This is a genomic window from Georgenia sp. SUBG003 (assembly GCF_000715355.2).
GTDB lineage: Bacteria > Actinomycetota > Actinomycetes > Actinomycetales > Actinomycetaceae > Georgenia.
Window position 1 is genome coordinate 1,954,674 of the sequence record NZ_CP180204.1, and the last position, 23,809, is coordinate 1,978,482.

At 72.7% G+C, this 23,809-nt stretch carries 18 protein-coding genes and 4 pseudogenes; 14 read left to right on the top strand and 8 right to left on the bottom strand.

All coding sequences use genetic code 11. The features are described 5' to 3' along the window. Nucleotides 1-71: 71 nt before the first annotated feature. From DA06_RS09610 to DA06_RS09630, 5 genes are all read left to right on the top strand, one after another. The gene (locus tag DA06_RS09610; RefSeq protein WP_418607955.1) at nucleotides 72-1,409 is read left to right on the top strand and encodes an RNA polymerase sigma factor; all 1,338 of its coding nucleotides are present in this window, start codon (nucleotides 72-74) and stop codon (nucleotides 1,407-1,409) included. A 124-nt stretch (nucleotides 1,410-1,533) separates the two neighbouring features. Beyond that, nucleotides 1,534-2,262: a hypothetical protein gene (locus DA06_RS09615; protein WP_052436582.1), complete on the top strand. Its 729-nt coding sequence runs from the start codon at nucleotides 1,534-1,536 to the stop codon at nucleotides 2,260-2,262. A gap of 10 nt (nucleotides 2,263-2,272) precedes the next feature. Then, nucleotides 2,273-3,274 carry a GNAT family N-acetyltransferase gene (locus DA06_RS09620; RefSeq protein WP_043499455.1) on the top strand — a complete coding sequence of 334 codons (1,002 nt, stop codon included), beginning with the start codon at nucleotides 2,273-2,275 and terminating at the stop codon, nucleotides 3,272-3,274. 284 nt (nucleotides 3,275-3,558) lie between these two features. After that, nucleotides 3,559-4,212: a winged helix-turn-helix domain-containing protein gene (locus DA06_RS09625; RefSeq protein WP_052436584.1), complete on the top strand. Its 654-nt coding sequence runs from the start codon at nucleotides 3,559-3,561 to the stop codon at nucleotides 4,210-4,212. Further along, complete coding sequence (locus DA06_RS09630; RefSeq protein WP_418607539.1) at nucleotides 4,209-4,373, top strand: hypothetical protein; 165 nt, start codon at nucleotides 4,209-4,211, stop codon at nucleotides 4,371-4,373. The genes DA06_RS09625 and DA06_RS09630 overlap by 4 nt, the downstream gene beginning before the upstream one ends. 65 nt (nucleotides 4,374-4,438) lie before the next feature. On the opposite strand, the gene DA06_RS09635 is transcribed toward DA06_RS09630, so the two are convergent. Next, nucleotides 4,439-4,687, bottom strand: a complete 249-nt coding sequence (locus DA06_RS09635) for a DUF7455 domain-containing protein (protein WP_052436585.1) — start codon at nucleotides 4,685-4,687, stop codon at nucleotides 4,439-4,441. Nucleotides 4,688-4,883: 196 nt separating this feature from the next. On the opposite strand from DA06_RS09635, the pseudogene DA06_RS09640 reads away from it, so the two are divergent. From DA06_RS09640 to DA06_RS09655, 4 genes and pseudogenes are all read left to right on the top strand, one after another. Beyond that, nucleotides 4,884-7,017, top strand: a pseudogene (locus DA06_RS09640) (DNA gyrase/topoisomerase IV subunit B). Between the two features lie 217 nt (nucleotides 7,018-7,234). Then, on the top strand, nucleotides 7,235-7,666 hold the full coding sequence (locus tag DA06_RS09645) for a hypothetical protein (protein WP_052436586.1): 432 nt from the start codon (nucleotides 7,235-7,237) through the stop codon (nucleotides 7,664-7,666). A gap of 157 nt (nucleotides 7,667-7,823) precedes the next feature. Then, a complete protein-coding gene (locus tag DA06_RS09650) occupies nucleotides 7,824-8,279 on the top strand; it encodes a GNAT family N-acetyltransferase (protein ID WP_418607956.1) in 456 nt (151 codons plus the stop codon). Nucleotides 8,280-8,335: 56 nt separating this feature from the next. Beyond that, nucleotides 8,336-9,394 carry a GNAT family N-acetyltransferase gene (locus DA06_RS09655; RefSeq protein ID WP_418607540.1) on the top strand — a complete coding sequence of 353 codons (1,059 nt, stop codon included), beginning with the start codon at nucleotides 8,336-8,338 and terminating at the stop codon, nucleotides 9,392-9,394. A gap of 51 nt (nucleotides 9,395-9,445) precedes the next feature. Here the strand turns inward: DA06_RS09655 and DA06_RS09660 are convergent, their stop codons facing one another. Continuing rightward, nucleotides 9,446-9,619, bottom strand: a complete 174-nt coding sequence (locus tag DA06_RS09660; protein ID WP_418607542.1) for a hypothetical protein — start codon at nucleotides 9,617-9,619, stop codon at nucleotides 9,446-9,448. 170 nt (nucleotides 9,620-9,789) lie between these two features. Here DA06_RS09660 and DA06_RS09665 point away from each other — a divergent pair, with 170 nt between their 5' ends. From DA06_RS09665 to DA06_RS09675, 3 genes are all read left to right on the top strand, one after another. Then, the gene (locus DA06_RS09665) at nucleotides 9,790-10,278 is read left to right on the top strand and encodes a DUF1269 domain-containing protein (RefSeq protein ID WP_043499471.1); all 489 of its coding nucleotides are present in this window, start codon (nucleotides 9,790-9,792) and stop codon (nucleotides 10,276-10,278) included. A gap of 45 nt (nucleotides 10,279-10,323) precedes the next feature. Then, the gene (locus DA06_RS09670; protein ID WP_052436588.1) at nucleotides 10,324-10,848 is read left to right on the top strand and encodes a hypothetical protein; all 525 of its coding nucleotides are present in this window, start codon (nucleotides 10,324-10,326) and stop codon (nucleotides 10,846-10,848) included. Nucleotides 10,849-11,019: 171 nt separating this feature from the next. Continuing rightward, nucleotides 11,020-11,463 carry an acyl-CoA thioesterase gene (locus tag DA06_RS09675; RefSeq protein WP_418607958.1) on the top strand — a complete coding sequence of 148 codons (444 nt, stop codon included), beginning with the start codon at nucleotides 11,020-11,022 and terminating at the stop codon, nucleotides 11,461-11,463. Nucleotides 11,464-11,551: 88 nt separating this feature from the next. Here DA06_RS09675 and DA06_RS09680 read toward each other — a convergent pair whose 3' ends face one another. From DA06_RS09680 to DA06_RS09700, 5 genes and pseudogenes are all read right to left on the bottom strand, one after another. Then, on the bottom strand, nucleotides 11,552-15,100 hold the full coding sequence (locus DA06_RS09680) for an NAD-glutamate dehydrogenase (protein WP_418607543.1): 3,549 nt from the start codon (nucleotides 15,098-15,100) through the stop codon (nucleotides 11,552-11,554). 46 nt (nucleotides 15,101-15,146) lie between these two features. Next, a pseudogene (locus DA06_RS09685) lies at nucleotides 15,147-16,409 on the bottom strand (NAD-glutamate dehydrogenase); the annotation flags it as partial. Nucleotides 16,410-16,780: 371 nt separating this feature from the next. Next, the gene (locus tag DA06_RS09690) at nucleotides 16,781-18,430 is read right to left on the bottom strand and encodes an ABC transporter permease (protein WP_418607545.1); all 1,650 of its coding nucleotides are present in this window, start codon (nucleotides 18,428-18,430) and stop codon (nucleotides 16,781-16,783) included. After that, nucleotides 18,427-19,347 carry an ABC transporter ATP-binding protein gene (locus tag DA06_RS09695; protein WP_043499472.1) on the bottom strand — a complete coding sequence of 307 codons (921 nt, stop codon included), beginning with the start codon at nucleotides 19,345-19,347 and terminating at the stop codon, nucleotides 18,427-18,429. The genes DA06_RS09690 and DA06_RS09695 overlap by 4 nt, the downstream gene beginning before the upstream one ends. Before the next feature lie 12 nt (nucleotides 19,348-19,359). Beyond that, the gene (locus DA06_RS09700) at nucleotides 19,360-20,043 is read right to left on the bottom strand and encodes a TetR/AcrR family transcriptional regulator (protein ID WP_043499474.1); all 684 of its coding nucleotides are present in this window, start codon (nucleotides 20,041-20,043) and stop codon (nucleotides 19,360-19,362) included. Between the two features lie 405 nt (nucleotides 20,044-20,448). Here DA06_RS09700 and DA06_RS09705 point away from each other — a divergent pair. Both DA06_RS09705 and guaB read left to right on the top strand, forming a co-directional pair. Beyond that, nucleotides 20,449-20,655 (top strand): annotated as a pseudogene (locus DA06_RS09705) (hypothetical protein); the annotation flags it as partial. 861 nt (nucleotides 20,656-21,516) lie between these two features. Then, nucleotides 21,517-22,972: pseudogene (guaB, locus tag DA06_RS09710) on the top strand (IMP dehydrogenase). Here the strand turns inward: guaB and DA06_RS09715 are convergent. Continuing rightward, the gene (locus tag DA06_RS09715; protein ID WP_052436589.1) at nucleotides 22,957-23,763 is read right to left on the bottom strand and encodes an exonuclease domain-containing protein; all 807 of its coding nucleotides are present in this window, start codon (nucleotides 23,761-23,763) and stop codon (nucleotides 22,957-22,959) included. The pseudogene guaB and the gene DA06_RS09715 overlap by 16 nt on opposite strands. Nucleotides 23,764-23,809 lie beyond the last annotated feature (46 nt).

The following is a 23,809-nucleotide window of genomic DNA, read 5'->3' on the forward strand; positions in this document are numbered from 1 at the left end:
GGCAGCCGGGCCCGCCGCCCTCACGTGCCGCAGATCCGCGAACCAGGGTGCCGGGCGGGCGTGCCGAGGCTATAATTATAGGGTTGCGACGGTCTGAAGGGATCGATCGTCGGCCCCCGCACCCCGCCGAAAGGTTTTTCGTGACGTCCTCCTCTGCCTCCAAGACCACCTCCGCCGGCACGGCGGGCCAGCCCGCTGAGGCCTCGGTGGACCAGGCTGCGACGGCCGAGACGGCCACGGCGCGGAAGGCGACGTCGAAGACCGCCGCCAGGAAGGCGACGGCGCCGAAGGCCGCTCCCGCCGCCAAGGCCGAGCCTGCCGAGACCACCGCCGGCAGGCCCTCCGCGCGGACGAGGAAGGGCTCGCTCAAGGCCGTTCCCGACGTCGCCGAGGATTCCGGCACCAAGGACGACGAGGTGCCCGCCGGCGAGACGGGGTTCGTCGTCTCCGACGCCGACGACGACGACGCGCCGGTCCAGCAGGTCGTGACCGCCGGGGCCACCGCGGACCCGGTGAAGGACTACCTCAAGCAGATCGGCAAGGTCGCGCTGCTGAACGCCGAGCAGGAGGTCGAGCTCGCCAAGCGCATCGAGGCCGGCCTGTTCGCCGAGGAGAAGCTCGCGAGCGAGGGCGAAGGTCTCGCGCCGAAGCTGCGCCGCGAGCTGCAGTGGATCGCCAACGACGGTCACCTGGCCAAGAACCACCTGCTCGAGGCCAACCTGCGTCTGGTCGTCTCGCTCGCGAAGCGGTACACCGGCCGCGGCATGCTCTTCCTCGACCTGATCCAGGAGGGCAACCTCGGTCTGATCCGCGCGGTGGAGAAGTTCGACTACACCAAGGGCTACAAGTTCTCGACCTACGCCACCTGGTGGATCCGTCAGGCCATCACCCGCGCCATGGCGGACCAGGCCCGCACCATCCGCATCCCGGTGCACATGGTGGAGGTCATCAACAAGCTTGCCCGCGTCCAGCGGCAGATGCTCCAGGACCTGGGCCGCGAGCCCACCCCGGAGGAGCTCGCCAAGGAGCTCGACATGACCCCCGAGAAGGTCGTCGAGGTCCAGAAGTACGGACGAGAGCCGATCTCGCTGCACACCCCGCTCGGCGAGGACGGCGACAGCGAGTTCGGTGACCTCATCGAGGACTCGGAGGCGGTCGTCCCGGCCGACGCGGTCAGCTTCACGCTGCTGCAGGAGCAGCTGCACGCCGTGCTGGACACCCTCTCCGAGCGTGAGGCGGGCGTCGTGTCCATGCGGTTCGGCCTCACCGACGGTCAGCCCAAGACCCTCGACGAGATCGGCAAGGTCTACGGCGTGACGCGCGAGCGGATCCGCCAGATCGAGAGCAAGACGATGTCGAAGCTCCGCCACCCGAGCCGGTCGCAGGTCCTGCGCGACTACCTGGACTGACCGGCCCGCCGGACCGTCACGAGGCCCGCACCGTCACGGTGCGGGCCTCGTGCTCGTCCGGCCGGGCGGCGTAGGCTCTCAGGACGGGCGGCGACGACGACGTCCCGCGTTGTGGAGGTGCGAGATGGCCTTCCGGACCGACGACGGCGCAGTCTCCGGCACGTCCGAGGGCAGCGAGGCTGCCACCCCGCCCGAGCTGCGCGCCCAGCTCCTCGCGACCGAGCACTGGAGCCTGCTCGCCTCCCGCTCCCTCGCCTGGCAGGAGGCCTTCGCCCGGACCGGCATGTACCTCGCGACGCTCTCCGGATCGGTGGTGGCCCTCGCCCTCGTCGCCCAGGCGGACCGGTTCGGCCACGGGTTCCGCCTCGCTGCCGTCGTCGTGCTGCCGGTCGTGCTGTTCGTCGGCGTGACGACGTTCGTACGGCTGGGCGCCTCGAACTACCACGACGCGATGTGCGTCGCCGGCATGAACCGGATCCGCCACGCGTACGTCGAGCTCGCCCCGGAGCTGGCACCGCTGTTCGTGATGAGCACCTACGACGACGCCCGCGGCGTCGGCGTCACGATGGGTGTGCCGCCGGGCCGGTCCCACGTGCCCCACCTGCTCTCCGCCACCCCGTTCGTCGTCGCGGTGGTGAACTCCGTCGTCGCCGGCTCGGCGGCGGCCCTGGCCGGTGGTCTCCTCGGTCTGCCGGACGAGGTCGCCGTCGTGGTCGCGGTGGCGGGCGCCCTCGCCAGCGTCGCGGCCCACGCGTGGTCCGCCGGCAGGGCCATCCGGAAGGAGCAGCGCTCGCTCCACGTGCTGTTCCCCTCGCCGGAAATCAGCGTGAGCAGCCCGGGCCGGCGCCCCTAGGCTCACGGGCATGACGACGACGCCGCTCGCACCGCCCCGCTCTGCCGCCATGACGTGGCGCCCGATCACCCTCGACGACGTGCCGGCCTGGCACGACCTCGTCCGGACCGTGGAGCAGTTCGACGACACCGCGGAGCGGAACACCGCAGAGGACCTGGTTGACACGCTGACGGACGGGAGCTGGAAGAACCCGGCCTCGGACACGCTGCTCGGGCTCGACGCCGACGGCGTGCCGCGCGCGTTCGGCGTCGTCGAGGTCCGCCCGGGCGACACGCGCACCGTGCGCGCCTTCTGCTGGGGCGGCGTCCACCCGCAGTGGCGGGGCCGCGGCATCGGCCGCGAGCTCCTGCGCTGGCAGGAGGAGCGCTCCCGGCAGAAGGTGGCCGCCGACGCGCGCGGGCTGCCCGCGGTCGTGCGCGTGCACGCCGATGAGCACGTCCGGCCCGCCCGCAGGCTGCTCGAGCGCGCAGGCTTCCGGCCCGAGCGCTGGTTCGTGGACATGACACGACCGCTCGTCGCAGACCGTCCCGTCCCGGAGGTCTCCCTCGATCCGGCGCTGCGGATCGTCCCGTTCACCGAGGCCCCGGCGGAGGCGGTGCGGCTGGCGCACAACGAGTCGTTCGCCGGCCACTGGGGGAGCGAGCCGCGTTCGGTAGAGGACTGGCAGCGGTCCGTGGTGGGGTCGCGCTACCTCCGGCCTGACTGGAGCTTCGTGGTGCTCGAGGGGGAGGAGGTCGCCGGCTACACGATCGCCTCGGCCTACGAGCAGGACTGGGAGGCCCAGGGGTACACCTGCGGCTGGACCGACCTGCTCGGGGTGCGTCCGCGGTGGCGCCGCCGCGGCATCGCGCCCGCCCTGCTCGCCGCCTCCATGCGAGCCTTCGCCGCCTCGGGCATGGACCGTGCCGACCTCGGCGTCGACACGGAGAACGGCTCCGGCGCCCTCGCCCTCTACACCCGGCTCGGCTACCAGGCCGACCGCAAGGGCATCGCCTACACCAAGGACCTGTGACCAGCTGACCCGCCGTAGCACGCGGCTGACCCGCTGAACGCCGAACCGCTGACCTGCCGCACAGGTCCGGTGCAGGAGCCGCTCAGCTCGTCCGGTGCAGCAGGTCGTGCCCGGGCGCGGTCCGCACCTTGCCGCCTGCCCGGGAGACCCGGGTCCGCACCTCGCGGCCCGGGCGGAAGACTCGCCCGCCGTTCCGCGGAGATGACCGGAGCCGCGCCGTACGACAACAGCTCTTTGCAAAGAAGCGCTTGCAAAGGAGTGTTTGCACCAGTAGTCTCGTTCTCATGACGACCGACGAGGCCCCGCACGAGCGGCCCCAGCGCGTCCTCGACGTGGTGGCGCTCAAGGCGCTGGCGCACCCGCTGCGCACCCAGCTGTGGGACGCACTCATGGCGGGGCCGGCCACCGCGAGCCAGCTCGCGGAGCGGCTGGGGGAGTCGTCGGGGCTGACGAGCTACCACCTGCGCCAGCTCGCGAAGCACGGCTTCATCGAGGAGGTCCCGGGGCGGGGCACCGCGCGCGAGAAGTTCTGGCGCGCCGTCGAGGCCGACACGCGCATCGAGCACGGGCGTGCGCGGACGCCCGCGGGCCGAGAGGCGCTCGCGATCTTCGGGGACGAGTGGCTGCGGCTTCGCTACCGGTCCGCCGCCCGCTACCACGAGCGGAAACGCTCGGGCCTCGAGGAGGAGTGGGCCGCCTCCGCGGCCGAGCTCGACACCTACCTGCACGCAACCCGTGAGGAGCTCGCCGAGATGGTCGAGGAGTACACGCAGCTGCTGGCCGCCTGGACCGAGCGGCTCGGCGGGCAGAGCGAGGACGAACGGCCACCGGGGACCCGCACCGTGGAGATCCAGTTCCGCGCCTTCCCCCGCGACCCGGGCGCGGCGACCGGCTCCGGCAGGAGCACCGACCGACCGACCGAGGGGAGGGAGAGATGATGGACCCGAGCCTGATCGACGCCTTCACGGCACGAAGCCTGGGTGTGCCGATGGAGGAGATGCTGCGAGGCAGAGCCGCTCGCCTGAGCCCCCGCCGCGGCGCGCGCCGGCGCACCCCGTTCCTCAGCACGGACCGGCCACGCCCCGGCGGTCACCTCTGACCGTCGGCCGCACGACGAAGGCCGCCACCCGCGCGGGTAGCGGCCTTCGGCAGTCGGGGTCACGCTCAGCGCGCCGCGGCGCCCTCCTCGGTGTGGAGGCGGTCGGTCTCGTCGTGGATCTGCGTGGCGACCTTGCGCAGTGCGTCCTGGTGCTTGCGGGCGTGGTGGGCGCAGAAGAGCAGCTCACCGGACTCCATCTGCACGCGGACGTAGGCCTGCGCGCCGCAGGCGTCACATCGGTCCTGAGCGGTCAGGGCGGGGATATCGGTCGTTGTGCTCACACTGACATACAACCACCACCGACCGACTTCCATACCACCGGAGCACGGCGGTTCGCTCCGGGCGTAGCGGCTGTGGCCACGGGCACCGAGCGCCGCCCCTCCCGGACGGGCCCGTTCCACGGGTCGCGTCGGCGTCGACCGCGTCCCCCACACGCCGGGGACCGTGATCAGGCGCACGACTCGCGGGTCGGTGCAGGACCCGCGGCCGCGGAAAACCTAGGATCATCAGGTGTCCACCGCCATCGCCACCGGATCCAGCTACACCGCGCGCCACCTGTCGGTGCTCGAGGGGCTCGAGGCCGTGCGCAAGCGCCCCGGCATGTACATCGGCTCCACGGACTCCCGGGGACTCATGCACTGCCTCTGGGAGATCATCGACAACGCGGTCGACGAGGCGCTCGAGGGCCACGCGCGCAACATCGACGTCGTCCTCCACCCCGACACTTCCGTGGAGGTGCGCGACGACGGCCGCGGCATCCCGGTCGACACGGTCGAGTCCGTCGGCCTGAGCGGGGTCGAGGTCGTCTTCACCAAGCTGCACGCGGGCGGCAAGTTCGGCGGCGGCTCCTACGCCAGCTCCGGCGGCCTGCACGGTGTGGGCGCCTCCGTGGTCAACGCCCTGTCCGCACGCCTGGACGTCGAGGTCGACCGCGGCGGCAGGACGCACCGCATGTCGTTCCACCGCGGCGAGCCGGGCGTCTACGACGACCGGACGGGCGTCTCGCCCGAGTCGCCGTTCGAGCCGTTCACCGACGCCTCCGAGCTGGCCGTGAGCGGCAAGGTCAAGCGCGGCGTGACGGGCACCAGGGTGCGCTACTGGGCCGACCGGCAGATCTTCCCGGTGAGCGCGGAGTTCTCCTACGAGGACCTCATCGAGCGCGCACGGCAGACGTCCTTCCTCGTCCCCGGGCTGACGCTCACCGTCCGGGACGAGCGCCGCCTTCCGGGGACGCCGGGGGAGGAGGCTCCGGTCGAGGAGGTCTTCCGGCACGACGGCGGCGTCGTCGACTTCGCCGAGTTCCTCGCCACGGACACGTCCGTGACCGACACCTGGCGGCTGCAGGGCGAGGGCACCTTCACCGAGACCGTCCAGCAGCTCGACGGCCGGGGGCATCTGCGTCCGGTCGAGGTGGAGCGGCGCTGCGAGGTGGAGATCGCGCTGCGGTGGGGCATCGGGTACGACACCACGGTCCGTGCCTTCGTCAACATCATCGCCACCCCGAAGGGCGGCACGCACCTCGCCGGGTTCGAGCAGGGGCTGCTGAAGACGCTCCGCAAGCAGATCGACTCCAACGCCCGCAGGCTGAAGGTCACGGCCCGGGACGGCAAGGTCGAGAAGGACGACGTGCTCGCTGGGCTCACCGCCGTCGTCACGGTCCGCCTCCCCGAGCCTCAGTTCGAGGGGCAGACCAAGGAGGTCCTCGGCACCGCACCGGTCCGCGGCATCGTCGCCAAGGTCGTCGAGACCGAGCTGACGGCGCTGCTGACGTCCCCCAGGCGTCAGGAGAAGATCCAGGCCGCCGCGCTGCTGGAGAAGGTCGTCGGTGAGATGCGTGCCCGTGTCTCGGCGCGGCTGCAGAAGGAGATCTCGCGCCGGAAGAACGCGCTGGAGTCCTCCACCCTCCCCGCCAAGCTGGCGGACTGCCGCAGCGACGACGTCGAGCGGTCGGAGCTGTTCATCGTGGAGGGCGACAGCGCCCTGGGCACCGCCAAGCTGGCGCGCTCCAGCGACTTCCAGGCGCTGCTGCCGATCCGCGGGAAGATCCTCAACGTCCAGAAGGCATCACCGGGCGACATCCTCAAGAATGCGGAGGTGGCGTCGATCATCCAGGTGATCGGCGCGGGCTCCGGCCGCACCTTCGACCTCTCTCAGGCCCGCTACGGCAAGATCGTGCTGATGACCGACGCCGACGTCGACGGCGCACACATCCGCACGCTCCTGCTCACGCTGTTCTTCCGGTACATGCGGCCCCTCGTCGAGGCCGGACGCGTCTACGCGGCCGTGCCCCCCGCTCCACCGCGTCGAGATCGCCGGCTCGGGCGGTCGGAAGGGCGAGGTCGTCTACACCTACGCCGAGGCCGAGATGACCACGCTGCTCCGCAAGCTCGAGCGCACCGGCAAGCGGTACAAGGAGCCGATCCAGCGGTACAAGGGCCTGGGGGAGATGGACGCCCACCAGCTGGCCGAGACCACGATGGACCCCGCCCGCCGCACCCTGCGTCGCATCTCCATGGCGGACGAGGAGGCGCTCGTGGAGGCGGAGCGGATCTTCGAGCTCCTCATGGGCAACGAGGTGGCCCCGCGCAAGGACTTCATCGTCGCCGGCGCCAACCAGATCTCGGCCGACCGTATCGACGCCTGACGACGGCCGGGTGCGTGGTCTGCCGGTTACGACAGCGGGTTGCGCGACGGCCGGACGCCTGGTCGGCCGGTTTCACGACGGCGGGTTGCTCGACGGCCGGGCGCCTGGTCCGCCTCCGCCGGGGAAGCGTAGCGACCGTACCCGCACGGCCCACGTGGGTGAGAACGATCACCGGCGGCCTGCCAGTGCTGAAAGTCCCGATCGGTAGGATCGGGGCATGTCCTCCCAGGCGAGCCCCCGGACCCCTCTGGCCGCAAGACTGCGCGCTCCTGAGGTCGCCGAGGTTCCCGGACCGCACCACGGCCTGACCTGGCGCACGCTGGGCGCCGAGGACGCGGACGCCGTGCTCGACCTCGTCGCCCGCTGCGCCGTGGTGGACCGGCCGGTCTCGGCGCCGAGCCCCGTCCAGGTGGCCGACGCGTTCGACCCCGCCCACACCATGGTGCGGGACTCCCTCGGCGGCTTCTCCGCCGACGGTGCGCTGCAGGCGATGGCGGTGGTGTACCTCCCTCCGGGTGACACGGACATCCTGCGGGCGTTCCTCACCGCCACGATCGACCCGGCCTGGCGCGGGCGGGGGCATCGGTCGCGCGCTGCTGGACTGGCAGGACGGGCGTGCCCGGCAGCTCCTGGCCGCCGACGGACGTGACCTGCCCGCGCGCCTCGCGGCGTACGTCGACGAGCACCTCGCCGACCGCCGGCGCCTGTACGTGGCCGCCGGGTTCAGCCCCAAGCGGGTCTTCCAGGAGATGCGCCGGCCGGTGTCCGACCCGGTCCCCCGGGCGCCGCTCCCGTCCGGGATGCGCATGGTGAACTTCTCGCCCGAGCTCGACGACGAGATCCGGCGTACCCACAACGAGGTCTTCGCCGACCACTGGGGGTCCCAGCCCATGACGGCGGAGTCGTGGCGGCGCGTCCTCCGCGAGCTCGAGCCAGGGTGGTCCAAGGTCGCCCTCGCCCGCACCTCCGACGGCTCCGAGGAGGTGGCAGGTTACGCGCTGACCTCCCGTCACGAGCACGCGTGGGCGAACCTCGGCTTCTCGGAGGGCTACACCGAGCTCGTCGGCGTCCGGCGCGCCTACCGCGGACGCGGCGTCGCGCGGAGCCTCCTCGTCGGCGTCATCGAGGCCCTCGCCGCCGACGGCATCGAGTCGGCCGGTCTGGACGTCGACACCGTGAACCCCTCCGGCGCCCACGGCTTCTACGAGCGCCTGGGCTACCAGCGCCAGGGCGCCCAGATCCTGTACACCGTCGAGATATGAGCCGCACCGGGTCCGGAAAATGACTCCCGTGCCGTCCACGACGTAGGGTCACGCTCGTGCCAACCCCCGTCATCGACCCCGACGACGTCGCGCGCCCGCCCGCGCCGGCGCCGCTGGCCGAGCGCGCCCAGGCACCGGCCGTCCTCCTCCCGCCGCCGGACCGCGGCGGGCTCACCTGGCGTCCGCTCACGCCGGACGACGGCGCCGCCCTCGTCTCCCTCCTCTCCCGGATCGAGGACGCCGACAACCCGCCGTACCGCACCTCCGACGAGGAGACGCTGGAGTACTTCGGGGACAACCACCGGTGGAGCGCCCTGGGGGCGTGGGAGGGTGACCGGCTCGTCGCCTTCGGCTTCGTCCGCGTCCGCAACGGCGACACCGTCAAGGTCCGCGCGTTCTGCTCCGGGGGCGTCGCCCCGGAGTGGCGCGGCCAGGGACTCGGCGGGGCGCTGCTGGACTGGCAGACGAGCCGTGCCCGGCAGATGCTCGCCGAGTCCGGCAGGGAGGTGCCCGCCCGGATCGTCGTCCACGTGGACGACGACATGGAGGTCCTCGCCGGGCAGCTGCGCCGCCGGGGCTTCCAGCCGCGGCGGTGGTACTCCCAGCTGCGGCGCGACCTCTCCCTGCCCATCCCGGACGTGAAGCTGGACCGCCCGCTCTCCGTCGAGCCGTGGACCCCCGAGATCGACGACGCGGTGCGGCGCGCGCACAACAAGGCCTTCGGCGACCAGTGGGGGTCTCAGCCGCACACCCCCGAGACGTGGGCAGAGGGCCGTACCCATCACGTGCCGAGCTGGAGCTTCGTCGCCCTGGACCGTTCCAGCGACCGCGCGCAGGTGGCCGGCTACCTGATGTCCAGCCGTTACGACCAGGACTGGCCGGCGCTCGGCTGGAGCGAGGGCTACACCGAGATCCTGGGCGTCCTCCCCGACTGGCGGGGCAAGCACGTGGCGACGGCCCTGCTGACCCGCGCGATGCGCGCCTACGCCGACGACGGCATGCAGTACGCGGGCCTCGACGTCGACGCGGACAACCCGACCGGTGCCACCGCGCTGTTCATGAACCTGGGCTACGAGCGCACCCGCGGCTCCGCCATGTACACCATCGAGATCTGACGACCCGGGCCTGGCGTCCTGGCGCGCGGCCGGGCTCGCGCGGCGCGCCCGTCAGCCGACCGCGGCCACCGGTGCGGGCAGGGTCTGCCCGGAGCCGTCGCGGCGTTCGTCGGCGGCGGGCGGACACGGACTGGCCGCCCGCGCCGACCGCGCGGGCCGGCCCGGGTGCCGCCGCGCCCGGCGCGACGTCGACGACTCCCGCGGCCCCGGGCGCAGCAGCGTCACCCGTCAGTCTCCAGCGTCCGCGCCCCGACGGCGTCCACGCTCACCAGGGGGGACCGGAGGACCGGGGCAGGTCGGACGGAACCGGCTGACCCCCCGAGCGAGCCGACCGGCACGAACCGGCTGACCAGGCGGACCGGCAGGGGGCGGACCGTCCCGAGAGAGGAACGACCATGACCGCGTTCACCGTGTGGAAGTACGACGACCCGGCCGGCGCCGCCCGGGCCTCGTCCGTCGTCGAGCAGGCCGAGCAGTACGGGCTGGTCAAGGTCGTCGACCACGCCGTCGTCTCCTGGCCGACGGGCGCAGACCGTCCGACGACGAAGCACGGCAAGGACGAGACCATGCGCTGGACCGGGTGGGGCGCCCTCTGGGGCCTGCTGTTCGGCGCGATGTTCGCCCTCCCGGTGCTCGGCGTCGCCGCCGGTGCGGCGGCGGGCGGGCTGCTCAAGGCCCGGGAGGGCCTCGGGATCACGGACGAGCAGCTGGACCGGATCAGGTCGGAGATCACGGAGGGCACCTCCGCACTCTTCCTCGTCACGGACCAGGCCGACCTCGACCGGCTCGGCGAGCGACTGCGCGGCTGGCACTCCCGGCTGCTGGAGACGAACCTGACCGAGGGCGAGCGCAGGATCCTGATGGAGACCGTGGGCGGCCGCTGAGTTCGGAGACGGGGAGCGGACGCCCGCGCGGGGGGCGAGGACACGATGGCCGGCCGGGGCGGCGCGTCGCACGAGGCCCGCGGCCGCCGTCGGGGTCTGGTGCGGCATCCCTCCGAGCACGCGACCGCAACGGGAATCTACGGCATCATCGTCGCCGCGGCGGTGCTGGCCACCTCGCACGCGGAGTCCGCGGTCGCCGTCGACCTGGCCGTGCTGGTGACCCTGGTCATCTACTGGGCCGCCGAGCGGTACGCGCGGCTGGTGGCCGCGCGCATCCACGACGACACCCGGCCCGACTGGTCGCACGTGCGCCGCGAGCTCACGTCCGGCTGGGAGTTCGTGACGGCGTCGGCCCTTCCGCTGGTGGTGCTCCTCCTCACCCGGCTCGCCGGAGCGTCCCTGGACACCTCGATCCTCTCCGCCCTGTGGTGCTGCACGCTCCTGCTGTGCCTGTCGGGGTGGGAGATCGGGGCCGGTGGCCGCCTGTCCGTGGCCGAGCGCGTCGGCCTGTCCGCGGTCGCCGGGCTGTTCGGCGTCGCGCTGATCGGTCTCAAGAGTCTCCTGCACTGAGCCGGGACCGGCCGCCGGCACGACGGCGGGGGCGTGACCATCCCCACGCTCGCCGAGGGCATGGCCCGAACGTCCCGGCCCAGACAGGGGCCGCGGCGCCGCGGCAGCGAACCGCAAGGAGGACGTCCGGGCCTCGGCACGGGAACCGCCCGTACCCTGGCGAGCATGAGCATGCCCACGGACGACGGGATCACCTTCCGCACCCGCAAGTGGATCAAGCCGGAGGACCTCAACGCCAACGGCACCCTCTTCGGCGGCAGTCTGCTGCGCTGGATCGACGAGGAGGCCGCGATCTACGTGATGATCCAGCTGGGAAACGAGCGGGTCGTCACCAAGTACATGTCCGAGATCAACTTCGTCAGCTCGGCCGAGCAGGGCGACATCGTCGAGATGGGTCTCGTGGCGACGGCGTTCGGCCGCTCCTCGATGACCATGCGCGCGGAGGTGCGCAACCTCTTCACGCGCCAGAGCATCCTCACGATCGACAAGATCGTGTTCGTCAACCTCGGCGAGGACGGCCGCCCGGCACCGCACGGGTACACCGACATCACCTACGACCGCAACCGCATCCCCGAACGCCTGCGGCTGCCGGCGAAGCGGCACGCCGCAGGCTGAGGAGAAGGGTCCGGCCACACCCGCCGGTCCTTGCGCGAGACCGGGCCACACCCATCGGTCCTCCGGAGCAGCCGACCGCTCGGGCCGCCTACCGCACCCCGGCCCGCAGCGCGCGCAGCGCCACGGACAACGGCGCGAGCGACGCACCTTCGAGTCCCTCGATGCCCTCGATCGTTGCGCGCGCCCGCTCGGCGTACGCGCCGTTCGCGGCGTCCCAGGCGTCCAGCCGCGCGTCGGGGTCATCGCCGTCGTCCGTCTCCGCCAGCACCGTGGCGGTCAGGATGTCGAGCACGGCGAAGAGGTCGTCGCGCAGGGCGGCGCGGGCCAGGGCGTCCCAGCGCTCCTCCTCCGGCAGGTCGCCCACGCGCGAGAGGAGGGTGTCGACGCCGAAGTGCTGCTCGACGGCGACGCGCATCCTCGCCACCCGCTCGAGCGGCTGCCCCGTCCGCCCGGCGAGCTCGGCCACGTCGAGCACGCCGTACTGCTCCACCAGCACAGATCCCTGGCGTGCGAGGTCCTCCGGCACCCCGGCCTCGGTCATCACCCGGTGCCGCTCCTCCGCCTCGGCCCGCGACCGGCCGCGCAGCAGGTCCGGCATCCGCGGGGCGAGCTCCGCCACGGCGGGCCCGAAGCGCTCGATCTCAGCGGCCACGTCGATGCCGTCCGGCCGGTGCTGGACGAACCAACGCACCGCCCGGTCCAGCAGACGGCGGAACTCCAGGTACAGCGCCGACTGCGCGTCGGTGGAGACGACGTTGTCGAGGCCCTCCACCGCACGCACGAACGGTGCGATCCCGAAGACCTCCCGGGCGACGACGAACGCCCGCGCCACCTCCGCGGCCCCGGCCCCGGTCTCCTCCATGGCCCGGTAGACGAAGGTGATGCCGCCGCGGTTGACCACCGAGTTCGCCACGCGGGTCGCGATGATCTCCCGGCGCAGCCGGTGGCGGCTCATCTCGTCGGCGAAGCGGTCCTGCAGCGCCTGCGGGAAGTACTGCCGCAGCTCCGTCTCGAACCACGGCTCGTCCGGCAGGTCGGACTCGAGCAGGTCCGACTTCAGCGCCAGCTTCGCGTAGGCGACGAGGACGGCGAACTCCGGCGAGGTCAGCCCGCGGCCGGCCTCCGCGCGCCGGGCCAGCTCGGCGTCCGAGGGCAGGAACTCCAGCTCGCGGTCGAGGTCCCCGCGCTCCTCGAGCCAGTGCATGAACCGCTGGTGGGCGCCGAGCATCTGGTGCTGCTGCGTGCGGGCGTTGCCGAGCAGGACGCTCTGCTCGTAGTTCTGCCGCAGCACGCGCCCGGCCACCTCGTCCGTCATGGACCCGAGCAGCTCGTTGCGCTCCTGCAGGGTCATCCGCCCGTCCTTGGTGACGGCGGTGAGGAGGATCTTGATGTTGACCTCGTGGTCGGAGGAGTCCACCCCGGCGGAGTTGTCGATGGCGTCGGTGTTGATCCGCACGCCGGCGAGGGCGGCCTCGATGCGCCCGAGCTGGCTGGCGCCGAGGTTGCCGCCCTCCCCCACCACCCGGCAGCGCAGATCCTTGCCGTCGACGCGGATGGCGTCGTTGGCGCGGTCCCCGATGCGGTCGTTCGCCTCCGAGGAGGCCTTGACGTAGGTGCCGATGCCGCCGTTCCAGAGCAGGTCCACCGGTGCGGTGAGCACGGCCCTGATGAGCTCGGCCGGCGTGAGGGAGGTGACGCCGTCGTCCAGCCCGAGCCGCTCGCGGACCTGGGGACTGACCGGCACGGACTTCGCCGTGCGGGGATAGACCCCGCCACCCTCGCTGATCAGGTTCTCGTCGTAGTCCGCCCAGGAGGAGCGGGGCAGCTCGAAGAGACGACGGCGCTCGGCGTACGAGGTGGCGGGGTCGGGGTCCGGGTCGAGGAAGACGTGCCGGTGGTCGAACGCGGCGACCAGGCGGATGTGCTCGGAGAGCAGCATCCCGTTGCCGAAGACGTCGCCCGACATGTCGCCGATGCCGACGACGGTGAAGTCCTTCGTCTGGGTGTCGTGGCCCGTCTCCCGGAAGTGACGCCTGACCGCCTCCCACGCGCCCCGCGCGGTGATGCCCATCTTCTTGTGGTCGTAGCCGGCGGACCCGCCGGACGCGAAGGCGTCGTCGAGCCAGAAGCCGTACTCCTGCGAGACCTCATTCGCGACGTCGGAGAACGCGGCGGTGCCCTTGTCCGCGGCGACCACGAGGTAGGGGTCGTCACCGTCGTGGCGAACCACGCCGGCCGGCGGGACCACCTCGCCGCCGACGATGTTGTCGGTGACGTCGAGCATCGACGAGATGAACAGCCGGTAGGCGGCGCGCCCCTCGGCCACCCAGGAGTCGCGGTCCGCGGCCGGGTCGGGGAGGTTCTTGGGGAAGAACCCTCCCTTGGAGCCGGCGGGCACGATGACGGCGTTCTTCACGGTCTGCGCCTTGACGAGGCCGAGGATCTCGGTGCGGAAGTCCTCCCGCCGGTCCGACCAGCGCAGCCCGCCGCGGGCGACGGCGCCGAAGCGCAGGTGCACGCCCTCCACCCGCGGGCCGTAGACCCAGATCTCGTACAGCGGCCGGGGCGCGGGCAGGTCGGGAAGGCTGCGCGGGTCGAGCTTGAAGGCGACGGTGGGGTGGTGGCCGTCCCCGCCGTCGTCCTCGGGGCGGGCGGGCTGGTAGTAGCTGGTGCGCAGGGTGGCGCGCACGACCCCGAGGAGCGCGCGGACGATGCGGTCCTGGTCGAGGGAGGCGACGTCGTCGAGCCCCGCGAGGATGCGGTTGGCGATCTGCTCCTCGGCGGCCGCGCGGGCGTCGTCGGCCGCGTCCCCGAAGGGGCCTGCGGGGTCGAAGCGGGTCTCGAACAGCTCGACGAGGAGCCGGGCGAGGTGACTGTTCTCGCGCAGGGCCGCCTCGACGTACTCGCGGGAGAAGATCGACCCCGTCTGGCGCAGGTAGGCGGCGACGGCGCGGATGACGACCACCTGGCGCCAGGTCAGCCCGGCGGTGAGCACGAGGGCGTTGAATCCGTCGCTCTCGGCCCGCCGGTCCCAGACCGCGAGGAACGCCTCCTGCAGGCGGTCCCGGACGTCGTCGGGGGCGCCGGCCCAGACCTCGGGCGCACGTCCCCGGAGACCGAAGTCGTAGACGTAGATGGACCCCGCGCCGTCGGCCAGGGTGTGCGGGCGCTCGTCGACCACCTCGAGCCCGAGACCCTGGAAGATCGGCAGGACCGCCGAGAGCGAGATCTCCGCGCGGCGGTAGAGCTTGAGGCGACGTTCCTCCTCGCCAGCGCCGTCGGGCCGGTAGAGGTGGAGCCCCAGCGAGTCGGGGGTGAGCCGGCCGAGGTGGCGCAGGTCCTCCGTGGCCGCGACGACGTCGAAGTCTTCCTTGTACCCCTCCGGGAACGCGAAGGACCGGGCCAGGGCCGCCCCCTCCTCGCCCAGCCGGGCCCCGGCGGCCTCGACGAGGTCCTCCTCCCAGGTCCGGGTCGCCGCGGCCACGCGGCGCTCGAGCTCGCTGACGTCGACGTCGCGGACCGTCTCCCCGTGGCCGGCGCGCACCACCACGTGCAGCTGGGCCAGCGCTGAGGCGGAGATGCGGGTGCTGGTCTCGACGCTGACGCCGTCGAACGCCTCCTTCAGCACGGCCTCCACGCGGCGCTCGACCGCGGGGGGTGTAACGGTCGCGTGCCAGGTAGACGAGGCAGGACATGAACCGCTCGTAGTCGTCCTTGCGCACGAAGAGCCGGGTTCGCGGGCGTTCACGCAGATGGACGGCGGCGGTCGCGACGTCGGTCAGGGTGGCGGCGTCGCTCTGGAAGAGCTCGTCGCGCGGGTAGGACTCGAGGACCTCGAGGAGGTCCTTTCCGAGGTGGCTGGCGGGGGCGAAGCCCGAGCGCCTGAGAACCTCGGAGACCTTCGCGCTGACGAAGGGCACCTCGGTGACGGACCAGGCGTACGCGCTGAGCGTGAACAGCCCGAGGAACCGCTGCTCGCCCACGACGGTGCCCAGCTCGTCGAAGACCTTGACGCTCAGGTAGTCGAGGTAGACGGGGCGGTGGACCGTCGAGCGGGAGTTGGCCTTGGTGACGATCACGAGGCGGGGCTCGGCCGCCTTCCGCGCCACGGTCGGCGGAAGGACCGTGGGCCGGGCAGACTCGTCGTGGCGGAGGATGCCGAGACCGGTGCCGTGGACCGGCTCCAGGGTCGCCTCGTCCGGGGTCGCGCCGCGGGTGAAGCTGTACTCCCGGTAGCCGAGGAAGACGAACTGCCCGCCGACCAGCCAGTCGAGCAGCTGCCGGGCCTGCTGGATCTCGTCCTCCGGCACGCCGGACGGAGGTGACTGGAGCAGGAGCGCGGAGATGTCGCGGGCCCGGGCCTCCATGCGCGGCCAGTCCTCGACGGCGGCGCGCACGTCGGCGAGCACCCGGCGCAGCGCCACGGCGAGCTTCTCGCGCTCGGCCGTCTCGTCGATGCGGTCGATCTGGACGTGGATCCAGGACTCGCGGATGGCTCCCCCCGCAGAGGAGCGCGGCACGACGTCGAGGAGCGTGCCGTCGTCGTCACGGCGCACGGCGGGCTGAGGGTGGACGAGGAGTCGGATCGTCCGGCCCTCGGCGGCGAGCTCCGCGGAGATGGAGTCCACCAGGAAGGGCATGTCGTCGGTGATGATCTCGACGACCGTGCGGCCGGCCGACCAGCCGTCGTCGTCGTCGGTCGGGGTGAAGACGCGGACGACGGCCTCGCCGGGCCGGCGCCGGTGCGCGGCCGCCCGGTGCGAGAGGGCCGCGCCGAGGAGGTTGCGGGCGTCCTGCGCGTCGAGGTCCTCGGTCAGCACGTCACGGTAGTAACCGTCGAGCAGATCGGCGACGGCGTCGGGCTCGGGGGCCTCGGGGAGTCCGGCGGCCGCCGCGGCCGCCTCCCTCAGCACCTCGGTGCGGTCAGCCTCGCGCGTGGCAGCCATGCTGGTGGGTTCCTCCGTCGGTCTCGCCCCGGCCCTGCGTCGGGCCCCTCAGCCCGGATGGTACGCAGGAACGCGCGGCGGCGAACCTCGGCGCAGCGCCCCGGCGTGCCGGTGCTGGCGGGACGCCGTGCCGGCGCTGACGGGAAACCGTGCCGGCGCTCGTGCGCGGAGGTGCCACAGCCGCTGGGGTGTCCGGCCGACCCGCGCCAGGACGTCGCAGCACCGTCCGGCTGCTTCCGGGCCTGACCGCACAGCCTCGCCGGAACGCCACAACTTCGGTGCAGATTTCGCATCGAAGTTGTGGCGTTCCTTCGCCGCACCGACGTCTTCGTCGGCGTTCACTGTGCGGCACGGTCCGGACGGGTCCCCGCCTACCCGGAGACCACGTCCCGACGGCGGAACCCGACGAATCCGAGCGCTGCGAGCGCGGCGGCGCCCAGTCCCATGGCCACCAGCGGGGTCGCCTCGACGTCCTCGCTCGGCGCCAGCGGTGTGTGCGTCAGCGGGGAGAGGTCCATGGCCCAGTCGGGCAGGCCGAGCAGCGAGCCGAGGAACAGCGTCAGGGCCATCCACACCACGACCACCCAGGCGAGCCCCGCGGTCCGCGGTGCGAGCCCGTACAGGGCGGCCGCGAGAGCAGCGACCAGCAGGACCGCCGGCAGATAGACGAGGGAGGCGCCGGTCATCCGGGCGACCCATCCGGCGTCGCCGGTAGCGACGGCGACGCCGAGACCCACGCCGAGGCCCATCATCAGGACCATGACGGCGGCGGTCGCGGCCGTCACGGCCAGCCAGCCGGCCAGCAGCGCGGGGCGCGAGCTGCCGGTGACGGTCACGGCCTCCACCCGGCCGGCCTCCTCCTCGGCCCGCAGGCGCAGGACGGCGGAGACCGCGAACGCGACCGGGGCGATCATGAGGAAGGACAGCATGGCCGCCGCGAAGCTGGTCGTCAGGTCGGACAGGTCCACGGCGATCCACTCGCCGAGATCGGGGATGTCGTCGACCATGTCCTCGAGCGAGTTCGCCAGGGCACCGAAGGCGATCGCGAAGAAGAACATTCCCGCCGTCCAGCCCACGAAGGAGCTGGCGAGCAGCCGGCGCGTGAGCGCGGCCGGGGAGAGCAGCGCCGCCGACGCCGCAGCCGGCCCCGGCCTGGGGGCGCGCAGGCCCGCCCCCAGGTCCCGGCGCTGGGCGAGGACGACGGCGACGGTCAGCAGGAGCAGCGCAGTCGCGGCGGAGACGGCGAGCGGCCACCAGCGCAGATCGACGTAGAGCCTGGTCTGCTGGGCCCAGGCGAGCGGGGACAGCCACGACAGCCAGGACCCCTGGTTGTCGATGACGTCGCCCACCCCGCGCACGAGGAAGGCCACGGCGAGAACCCCGAGCGCCGCCCCTGAGGCTGCGCGTGCGTGCTCGGTCAGCTGGGCCGTCACGCCGGCGACAGCCCCGAAGACCAGTCCGGTTAGCGCGGACGCCGCTCCGAGAGCGACCGAGCCGGCCACCTCCATGCCGGTGCCGACCAGGGCGAGCGTGATGACGGCTCCCACCACGAGGTCGGCGACGGCCACGGTGGCCAGGGCCGCCGTCGCCGGGGCGAACCGGCCGACGGGCAGCGCCCGGACCACCTCCAGCCGTCCAGACTCCTCCTCCGCACGGGTGTGGCGGACCACCAGCAGCACGCTCATGATCGCCACCGCGACGAGCAGGTACAGCGACAGCTCGCTCGCGACCATCGCCCCGAACGTGTAGTTGTCCAGCGCGAACGCGGGACCGGTCATCATCACGGCCGACGGGTTCGACAGCAGGGCGGCACGCGCCTGCAGCGACTCCGCCGTCGGGTACGTCTCCTCCAGCGAGACGACCGAGCCGGCGACGAGCAGACCCACGGCCACGGTCCAGACCAGGATGCGGACGCGGTCCAGCCGCAGGTTGAGGGGGAGCAGGTAGCCGGTCCCCGTCCAGGGCTCACGCGTTCCGGTCCGGTGGTCCGTCGGGCGGGTACGGGTCGAGGTCGCGGTCACCGTGCCGTCACCCCCGCGACCGTGGCGAGATCGTCGCCGTAGTGGCGCATGAACAGCTCCTCGAGCGACGGCGGCGCGATGGTGAGGTTCTCGACGCCGGCCGCGGCCAGCAGCCGCAGGACGTCGTTCACGCGGGCGTTGTCGACGTCGAAGCGGAGGAAGCCGTCGTCGGCGACGAGGTCGTGCACTCCCGGGGCGGCGCCCAGGTCGGAGGGGTCCGCCGTCGTCGTCGCCGTCACGGTGGATCGGGTGAGATGACGCAGCTCGGCGAGGGTCCCGGACTCGACGTCGCGCCCGGCCCGGATGATGGTGACGGTGTCGCAGAGCTTCTCGACCTCGGCGAGGATGTGGCTGGAGAGCAGGACCGTACGGCCCTGGTCGCGGAGGCGCCGGACCTCGTCGGTGAAGACGGCCTCCATGAGCGGGTCGAGCCCGGAGGTCGGTTCGTCGAGCAGGTAGAGCTCGGCGTCGGAGGCGAGCGCGGCGACGAGGGCGACCTTCTGCCGGTTGCCCTTGGAGTACGTGCGGGCCTTCTTCGTGGGGTCGAGCTCGAACCGCTCGAGCAGCTCCTCGCGCCGACGGCGGTGCCGCTCGCCACCGTGGAGGCGGGTGAGGACGTCGATCGCCTCGCCGCCGGTGAGGTTGGGCCACAGGCTCGTGTCGCCGGCCACGTACGCGATTCTGCGGTGAACGGCGACGGCGTCGTTCCACGGGTCCAGGCCCAGTACCCGTGCGGACCCTGAGTCGGCCCGCAGCATGCCGAGAAGGATCCGGATGGTCGTGGACTTTCCCGCGCCGTTCGGCCCTAGGAAGCCGGCCACCTGGCCCTCCTCGACGGAGAGGCTGAATCCGTCGAGGGCCTGGGTGGACCCGAAGGTCTTGGTGAGGTCGCGCGTCTCGATGGCGGGGTTTGCCATGAGGTCTCCTCGTCAGGTATGTGGGGTGGTTGCGCCGGCGTCGGGCGACGCCGAACGGGCGGAGAGGTAGGCGTCGAGCAGCGTGGAGTCGGTCAGCAGCGGCTCGGTGTAGAGCTCGAGCGTCGGCAGGACGATCCGCTCGAAGTAGCCGCGCAGCCAGGCCGGGAGCTCGTCGAGATCGAGATGGTCCTGCCGCGCGGGAAGCTGCAGCAGCAGTGCCCCGAGGGCCTGCTCGGCCATGAGCCTTGCGCGGGCCTCCGGGTCGCGGCTGGGGCGGACGGTGCCAGCCTTCTCGGCCTGGCGGAGGTACTCGACGGCGTCGTCGACCAGGTGGTTCACGAACCGCGCGGCGAGCGGGCCACCGCTCTGCAGGCACCTGAGGACGTAGCCGACGACCGGCGCATACCCCTCGACCTGTGCGAGCTGCGTGAGGAACGCGGCCGAACTGCCCGCGGCACCCAGCACCGAGGACTTGTTCTCCCTGATCTGGGCGAGGACGTGGTCGTCGCAGGCCTCACGAAGGCCGGCCCGCGATCCGAAGTGGTGGAGGATGAGGCCCGCACTCACGCCGGCGTCCGCAGCGACAGCACGTAGCGGCGCAGACATCCCGTCGGCGGCGAACCGGCGAATCGTTGCATCGCGGATCCGTGCCCGAGCGGTCAGATCGTCCAGGTGCCCACGTCGTGCTGAACCCATGTTCAGTACGCTACACAGACGTTCAGCGTCTTGTCACGCGGAATCCGGACGCGGCCACCGAACACCTCTCAACAGCACCGGAGGTCGCGCACGTCCACAGGGCGCTGGGAGGCCACGCTGTCCACAGATTTGGCGGAATACCGCCGTTCCTCTTGCCCTCTCGAACGCCCGTTCGATAATCTTGAGGCACGTCCGGGACACCGGCCCCATCGTCGGGGACCCACCGGACGCGACCGGGGGCCGGCGCCGCACCACGGCCTCGCCCACCGCCTAGAGCACCCATCACCCACGACGACGAGGGAGGGCGAGATGACCGGCACACCGCCCCTCCCCTCGCGCGCACCCGGACCGCCCGCGCCCGCCTCCCCGGCCGGCCCGACCGGTCCCGCGGGGCCGGTCGCGGCGGTCAGGACCAACCTGTTCTGGGCGTTCGCCTACAACACGGCCGCGATCCCCCTCGCCGCGCTCGGTCTGCTCAACCCCATGCTCGCCGGCGCCGCGATGGCGTTCTCCAGCGTCTTCGTCGTCGGCAACAGCCTGCGCCTGCGCTCCTTCCGGAGCCAGGCGTCGGACCCCAGCCGTCCCCGGTCACGTCGCGCACCCGCGCGGCCCAGCCGGTCGGCGCCTGACCCTTCCAACAACCCGAAAGGACCACACCATGTCCTCCAGCTGCTGCCCCCGCCGGAGGAGGTGGCCGGCGGGCGGGACGCGGCCCAGCCCCACGAGCGGGTTCTCGTCGACCCCCTCTCGCTCGCCGCCGCCGCGGTGGAGCCCGATCCGCCGCGCGTGCAGCGCATGTTCGACCAGGAGGTGGGGGAGAAGGGCATCGTGCGTGCCTGGACCACCCTCGCCAGGCCCGCGCTGTCGATGCTCGGCCAGCGCGACCGCTCCGACCGCCCCGGCGCCGACCCGGAGGCAGTCCTCGTCGCGGCGGTGCTCGCAGCCGTGCGCAAGGTCGTCGCCGGAGAGGAGTCCCTGGCCGACGGGCCGACCGGCACCGCGCTGCTGTGCGCCGCCCAGGAGCGCCGGGTGCGGGCCCACGTCATCGGCGGCGGGCTCGCCGAGCGCGGGATCCGGGCGCGGGTGCTGAGGGCGGAGCAGGTGCGCGGCGGGGAGCAGGCGCTCCGCGCGGTCGCGGAGCGGCACGCGCGGGTGCTCGGCGTCCTCGGCAGCCCGGACGGCGTCGAGGACCTCGTGCGCACCGTGTCCGAGCGCGGCGACGTCGACGTCTTCCTCCTGGGCTCCGACGCCCCGGAGCTGTGGCTGCCCAACGTCCACCGGGTCCGCACCCCGATGGCCGCCGTCGAGGAGATCGCCGCGGTGATGCACGGCTGACACGCCGGGATGTGGGACGTGCCACGAGGGGGTGGATGCCCCTGCCCGCCCCGTCGGCGCGCACGTAGGATCTCAGGATGACCGAGCCCCACCCCCACCGCCGACCCGTTCTCCCTCGTAGGCCTCACCTACGACGACGTGCTCCTGCTCCCCGGCGCGACCGACGTGATCCCCTCGGAGGTGGACACGACCGCGCGGCTCACCCGCGAGATCTCGATGAGGATCCCGCTTATCTCGGCGGCCATGGACACCGTCACCGAGGCGCGGATGGCGATCGCGATGGCCCGCGAGGGCGGCATCGGCATCCTGCACCGCAACCTCTCCATCGAGGACCAGGCGCACCAGGTGACCGTGGTGAAGCGGTCCGAGTCCGGCATGGTCACCGACCCGGTGACGATCGGCCCGGAGGCCACGCTCGCCGAGCTCGACGCCCTGTGCGGCCAGTACCGCGTCTCCGGGCTGCCCGTGGTCGACGAGCGGGGCGTGCTGCTCGGCATCGTCACCAACCGCGACCTGCGCTTCATCCCCGGCAGCGAGTTCGGCAGCCGCCGCGTGCGCGAGGCCATGACGCGGATGCCCCTGGTCACCGGGCCCGTCGGCATCAGCTCCGAGGACGCCGCCGCGCTGCTCGCCAAGCACAAGATCGAGAAGCTGCCGCTGGTGGACGACGCCGGCAGGCTCCGCGGACTCATCACGGTGAAGGACTTCGTCAAGTCCGAGCAGTTCCCCCACGCCACCAAGGACTCCGAGGGCCGGCTGCGCGTCGGCGCCGCCATCGGGTACTGGGGCGACGCCTGGGAGCGCGCCACCGCCCTGGCCGAGGCCGGTGCCGACGTCCTCGTGGCCGACACCGCGAACGGCGAGGCCCGGCTGCTGCTCGACATGATCGCCCGGATGAAGAAGGACAGCGCGTTCTCGGGCGTGCAGATCATCGGCGGGAACGTCGCCACCCGCGAGGGCGCCCAGGCGCTCGTCGACGCCGGGGTCGACGCCGTCAAGGTCGGCGTCGGGCCGGGCTCCATCTGCACCACCCGCGTCGTGGCGGGCGTCGGCGTGCCGCAGGTGACCGCCGTGCACCTCGCGGCGCAGGCGTGCCGGCCCGCCGGCGTGCCGCTCATCGCCGACGGCGGGCTGCAGTACTCGGGCGACATCGCCAAGGCCCTCGTGGCGGGCGCGGACTCGGTCATGCTCGGCTCCCTGCTCGCCGGGTGCGAGGAGTCCCCCGGCCAGCTCGTCTTCGTCAACGGCAAGCAGTACAAGCAGTACCGGGGCATGGGGTCCATCGGTGCCATGGCCTCCCGCGGCCGGGTCTCCTACTCCAAGGACCGCTACTTCCAGGCCGACGTCGACACCGACGACAAGATCGTCCCCGAGGGCATCGAGGGCCAGGTCCCGTACCGTGGCCGGCTCTCCGCCGTCGCGTACCAGCTCACGGGCGGGCTGCACCAGTCGATGTTCTACGTGGGCGCACGCACGGTCCCCGAGCTCAAGGAGCGCGGCCGCTTCGTCCGGATCACGCCGGCGGGGCTCAAGGAGTCCCACCCCGCACGACATCCAGATGACCGTCGAGGCGCCCAACTACTCCTCCCGCTGAGCCCGGCGCCGGGCACGACGGCGAGGGAGTCCGAGCAGCCGGTTGGCGTACCAGGAGAGGCGTCGTGCCAGGCGCGTGCCGGAGCCGGGGCGCGCGGGCAGCGGCCAGCCGTGGTCCGCGCCCGGCCACGGCAGGCCCCTGCGGGCGCGCCACCGGTCGTACGAGCGTGCCCAGTCCCGGTGCGCGGCCACCTGCGTGTCGTGCAGCTGCGCCGGGGTGGCGGCGGCGAGCCGCGGGTGGCGCGCGGCCATCCGGGCGAGCAGGTCCAGGGTCGCGACGACGTCGATCTCCGCGGTGTGCAGCTCACCGGTCGGCACGGAGTAGACCTCGCACAGGTCGACCAGTTTGCGCGGGCCCTTTCTCACGCCGTCGACGTACCGGTCGAGGACGAGCGGGTCGAGAACCAGCGGCGCCCCGCCGGGCAGGCGCCGGGCGAGGCTGTCCAGGCCGTGCCGGGCCAGCTCGTGCTCGAGGAGCGAGAGGTCGAAGGTCGCGTTGTACGCGACGAGGGGGACGCCCGCGGCCTGCGCCGCCGCGATCTCCGCGGCGATCTCCTCCAGCGCGTCCGCCGGCGCTCTCCCGTGCGCGCGGGCGTGCTCGGTGGTGACGCCGTGGATCGCCGTCGTCCCCGGCGGGATGTCGACCCCCGGATCGACGAGCCACGTGCGGACCGTCGTGGACCCGGCGTCGCGGTGCACCAGCGCCGCCGTCACGATGCGGTCCGAGGCGACGTCCACCCCGGTGGTCTCGGTGTCGAACCCGAGGAACGGGCCGTCGCACCAGCTGCTCATGGAACCTCCTTGACTGCGCAGCACTCTGCCAGGGCCCACCCACACC

Bases quoted from the DNA above. Each gene is read 5' to 3' on its own strand.
- DA06_RS09625 (WP_052436584.1), top strand. From the start codon at position 3,559: ATGACGACCGACGAGGCCCCGCACGAGCGGCCCCAGCGCGTCCTCGAC.
- DA06_RS09695 (WP_043499472.1), bottom strand. From the start codon at position 19,347: ATGGCAAACCCCGCCATCGAGACGCGCGACCTCACCAAGACCTTCGGG.
- DA06_RS09670 (WP_052436588.1), top strand. From the start codon at position 10,324: ATGGCCGGCCGGGGCGGCGCGTCGCACGAGGCCCGCGGCCGCCGTCGG.
- DA06_RS09675 (WP_418607958.1), top strand. From the start codon at position 11,020: ATGCCCACGGACGACGGGATCACCTTCCGCACCCGCAAGTGGATCAAG.
- DA06_RS09700 (WP_043499474.1), bottom strand. From the start codon at position 20,043: ATGGGTTCAGCACGACGTGGGCACCTGGACGATCTGACCGCTCGGGCA.
- DA06_RS09620 (WP_043499455.1), top strand. From the start codon at position 2,273: ATGACGACGACGCCGCTCGCACCGCCCCGCTCTGCCGCCATGACGTGG.
- DA06_RS09630 (WP_418607539.1), top strand. From the start codon at position 4,209: ATGATGGACCCGAGCCTGATCGACGCCTTCACGGCACGAAGCCTGGGT.
- DA06_RS09645 (WP_052436586.1), top strand. From the start codon at position 7,235: ATGTCCTCCCAGGCGAGCCCCCGGACCCCTCTGGCCGCAAGACTGCGC.
- DA06_RS09635 (WP_052436585.1), bottom strand. From the start codon at position 4,687: ATGGAAGTCGGTCGGTGGTGGTTGTATGTCAGTGTGAGCACAACGACC.
- DA06_RS09650 (WP_418607956.1), top strand. From the start codon at position 7,824: ATGGTGAACTTCTCGCCCGAGCTCGACGACGAGATCCGGCGTACCCAC.
- DA06_RS09665 (WP_043499471.1), top strand. From the start codon at position 9,790: ATGACCGCGTTCACCGTGTGGAAGTACGACGACCCGGCCGGCGCCGCC.
- DA06_RS09615 (WP_052436582.1), top strand. From the start codon at position 1,534: ATGGCCTTCCGGACCGACGACGGCGCAGTCTCCGGCACGTCCGAGGGC.
- DA06_RS09715 (WP_052436589.1), bottom strand. From the start codon at position 23,763: ATGAGCAGCTGGTGCGACGGCCCGTTCCTCGGGTTCGACACCGAGACC.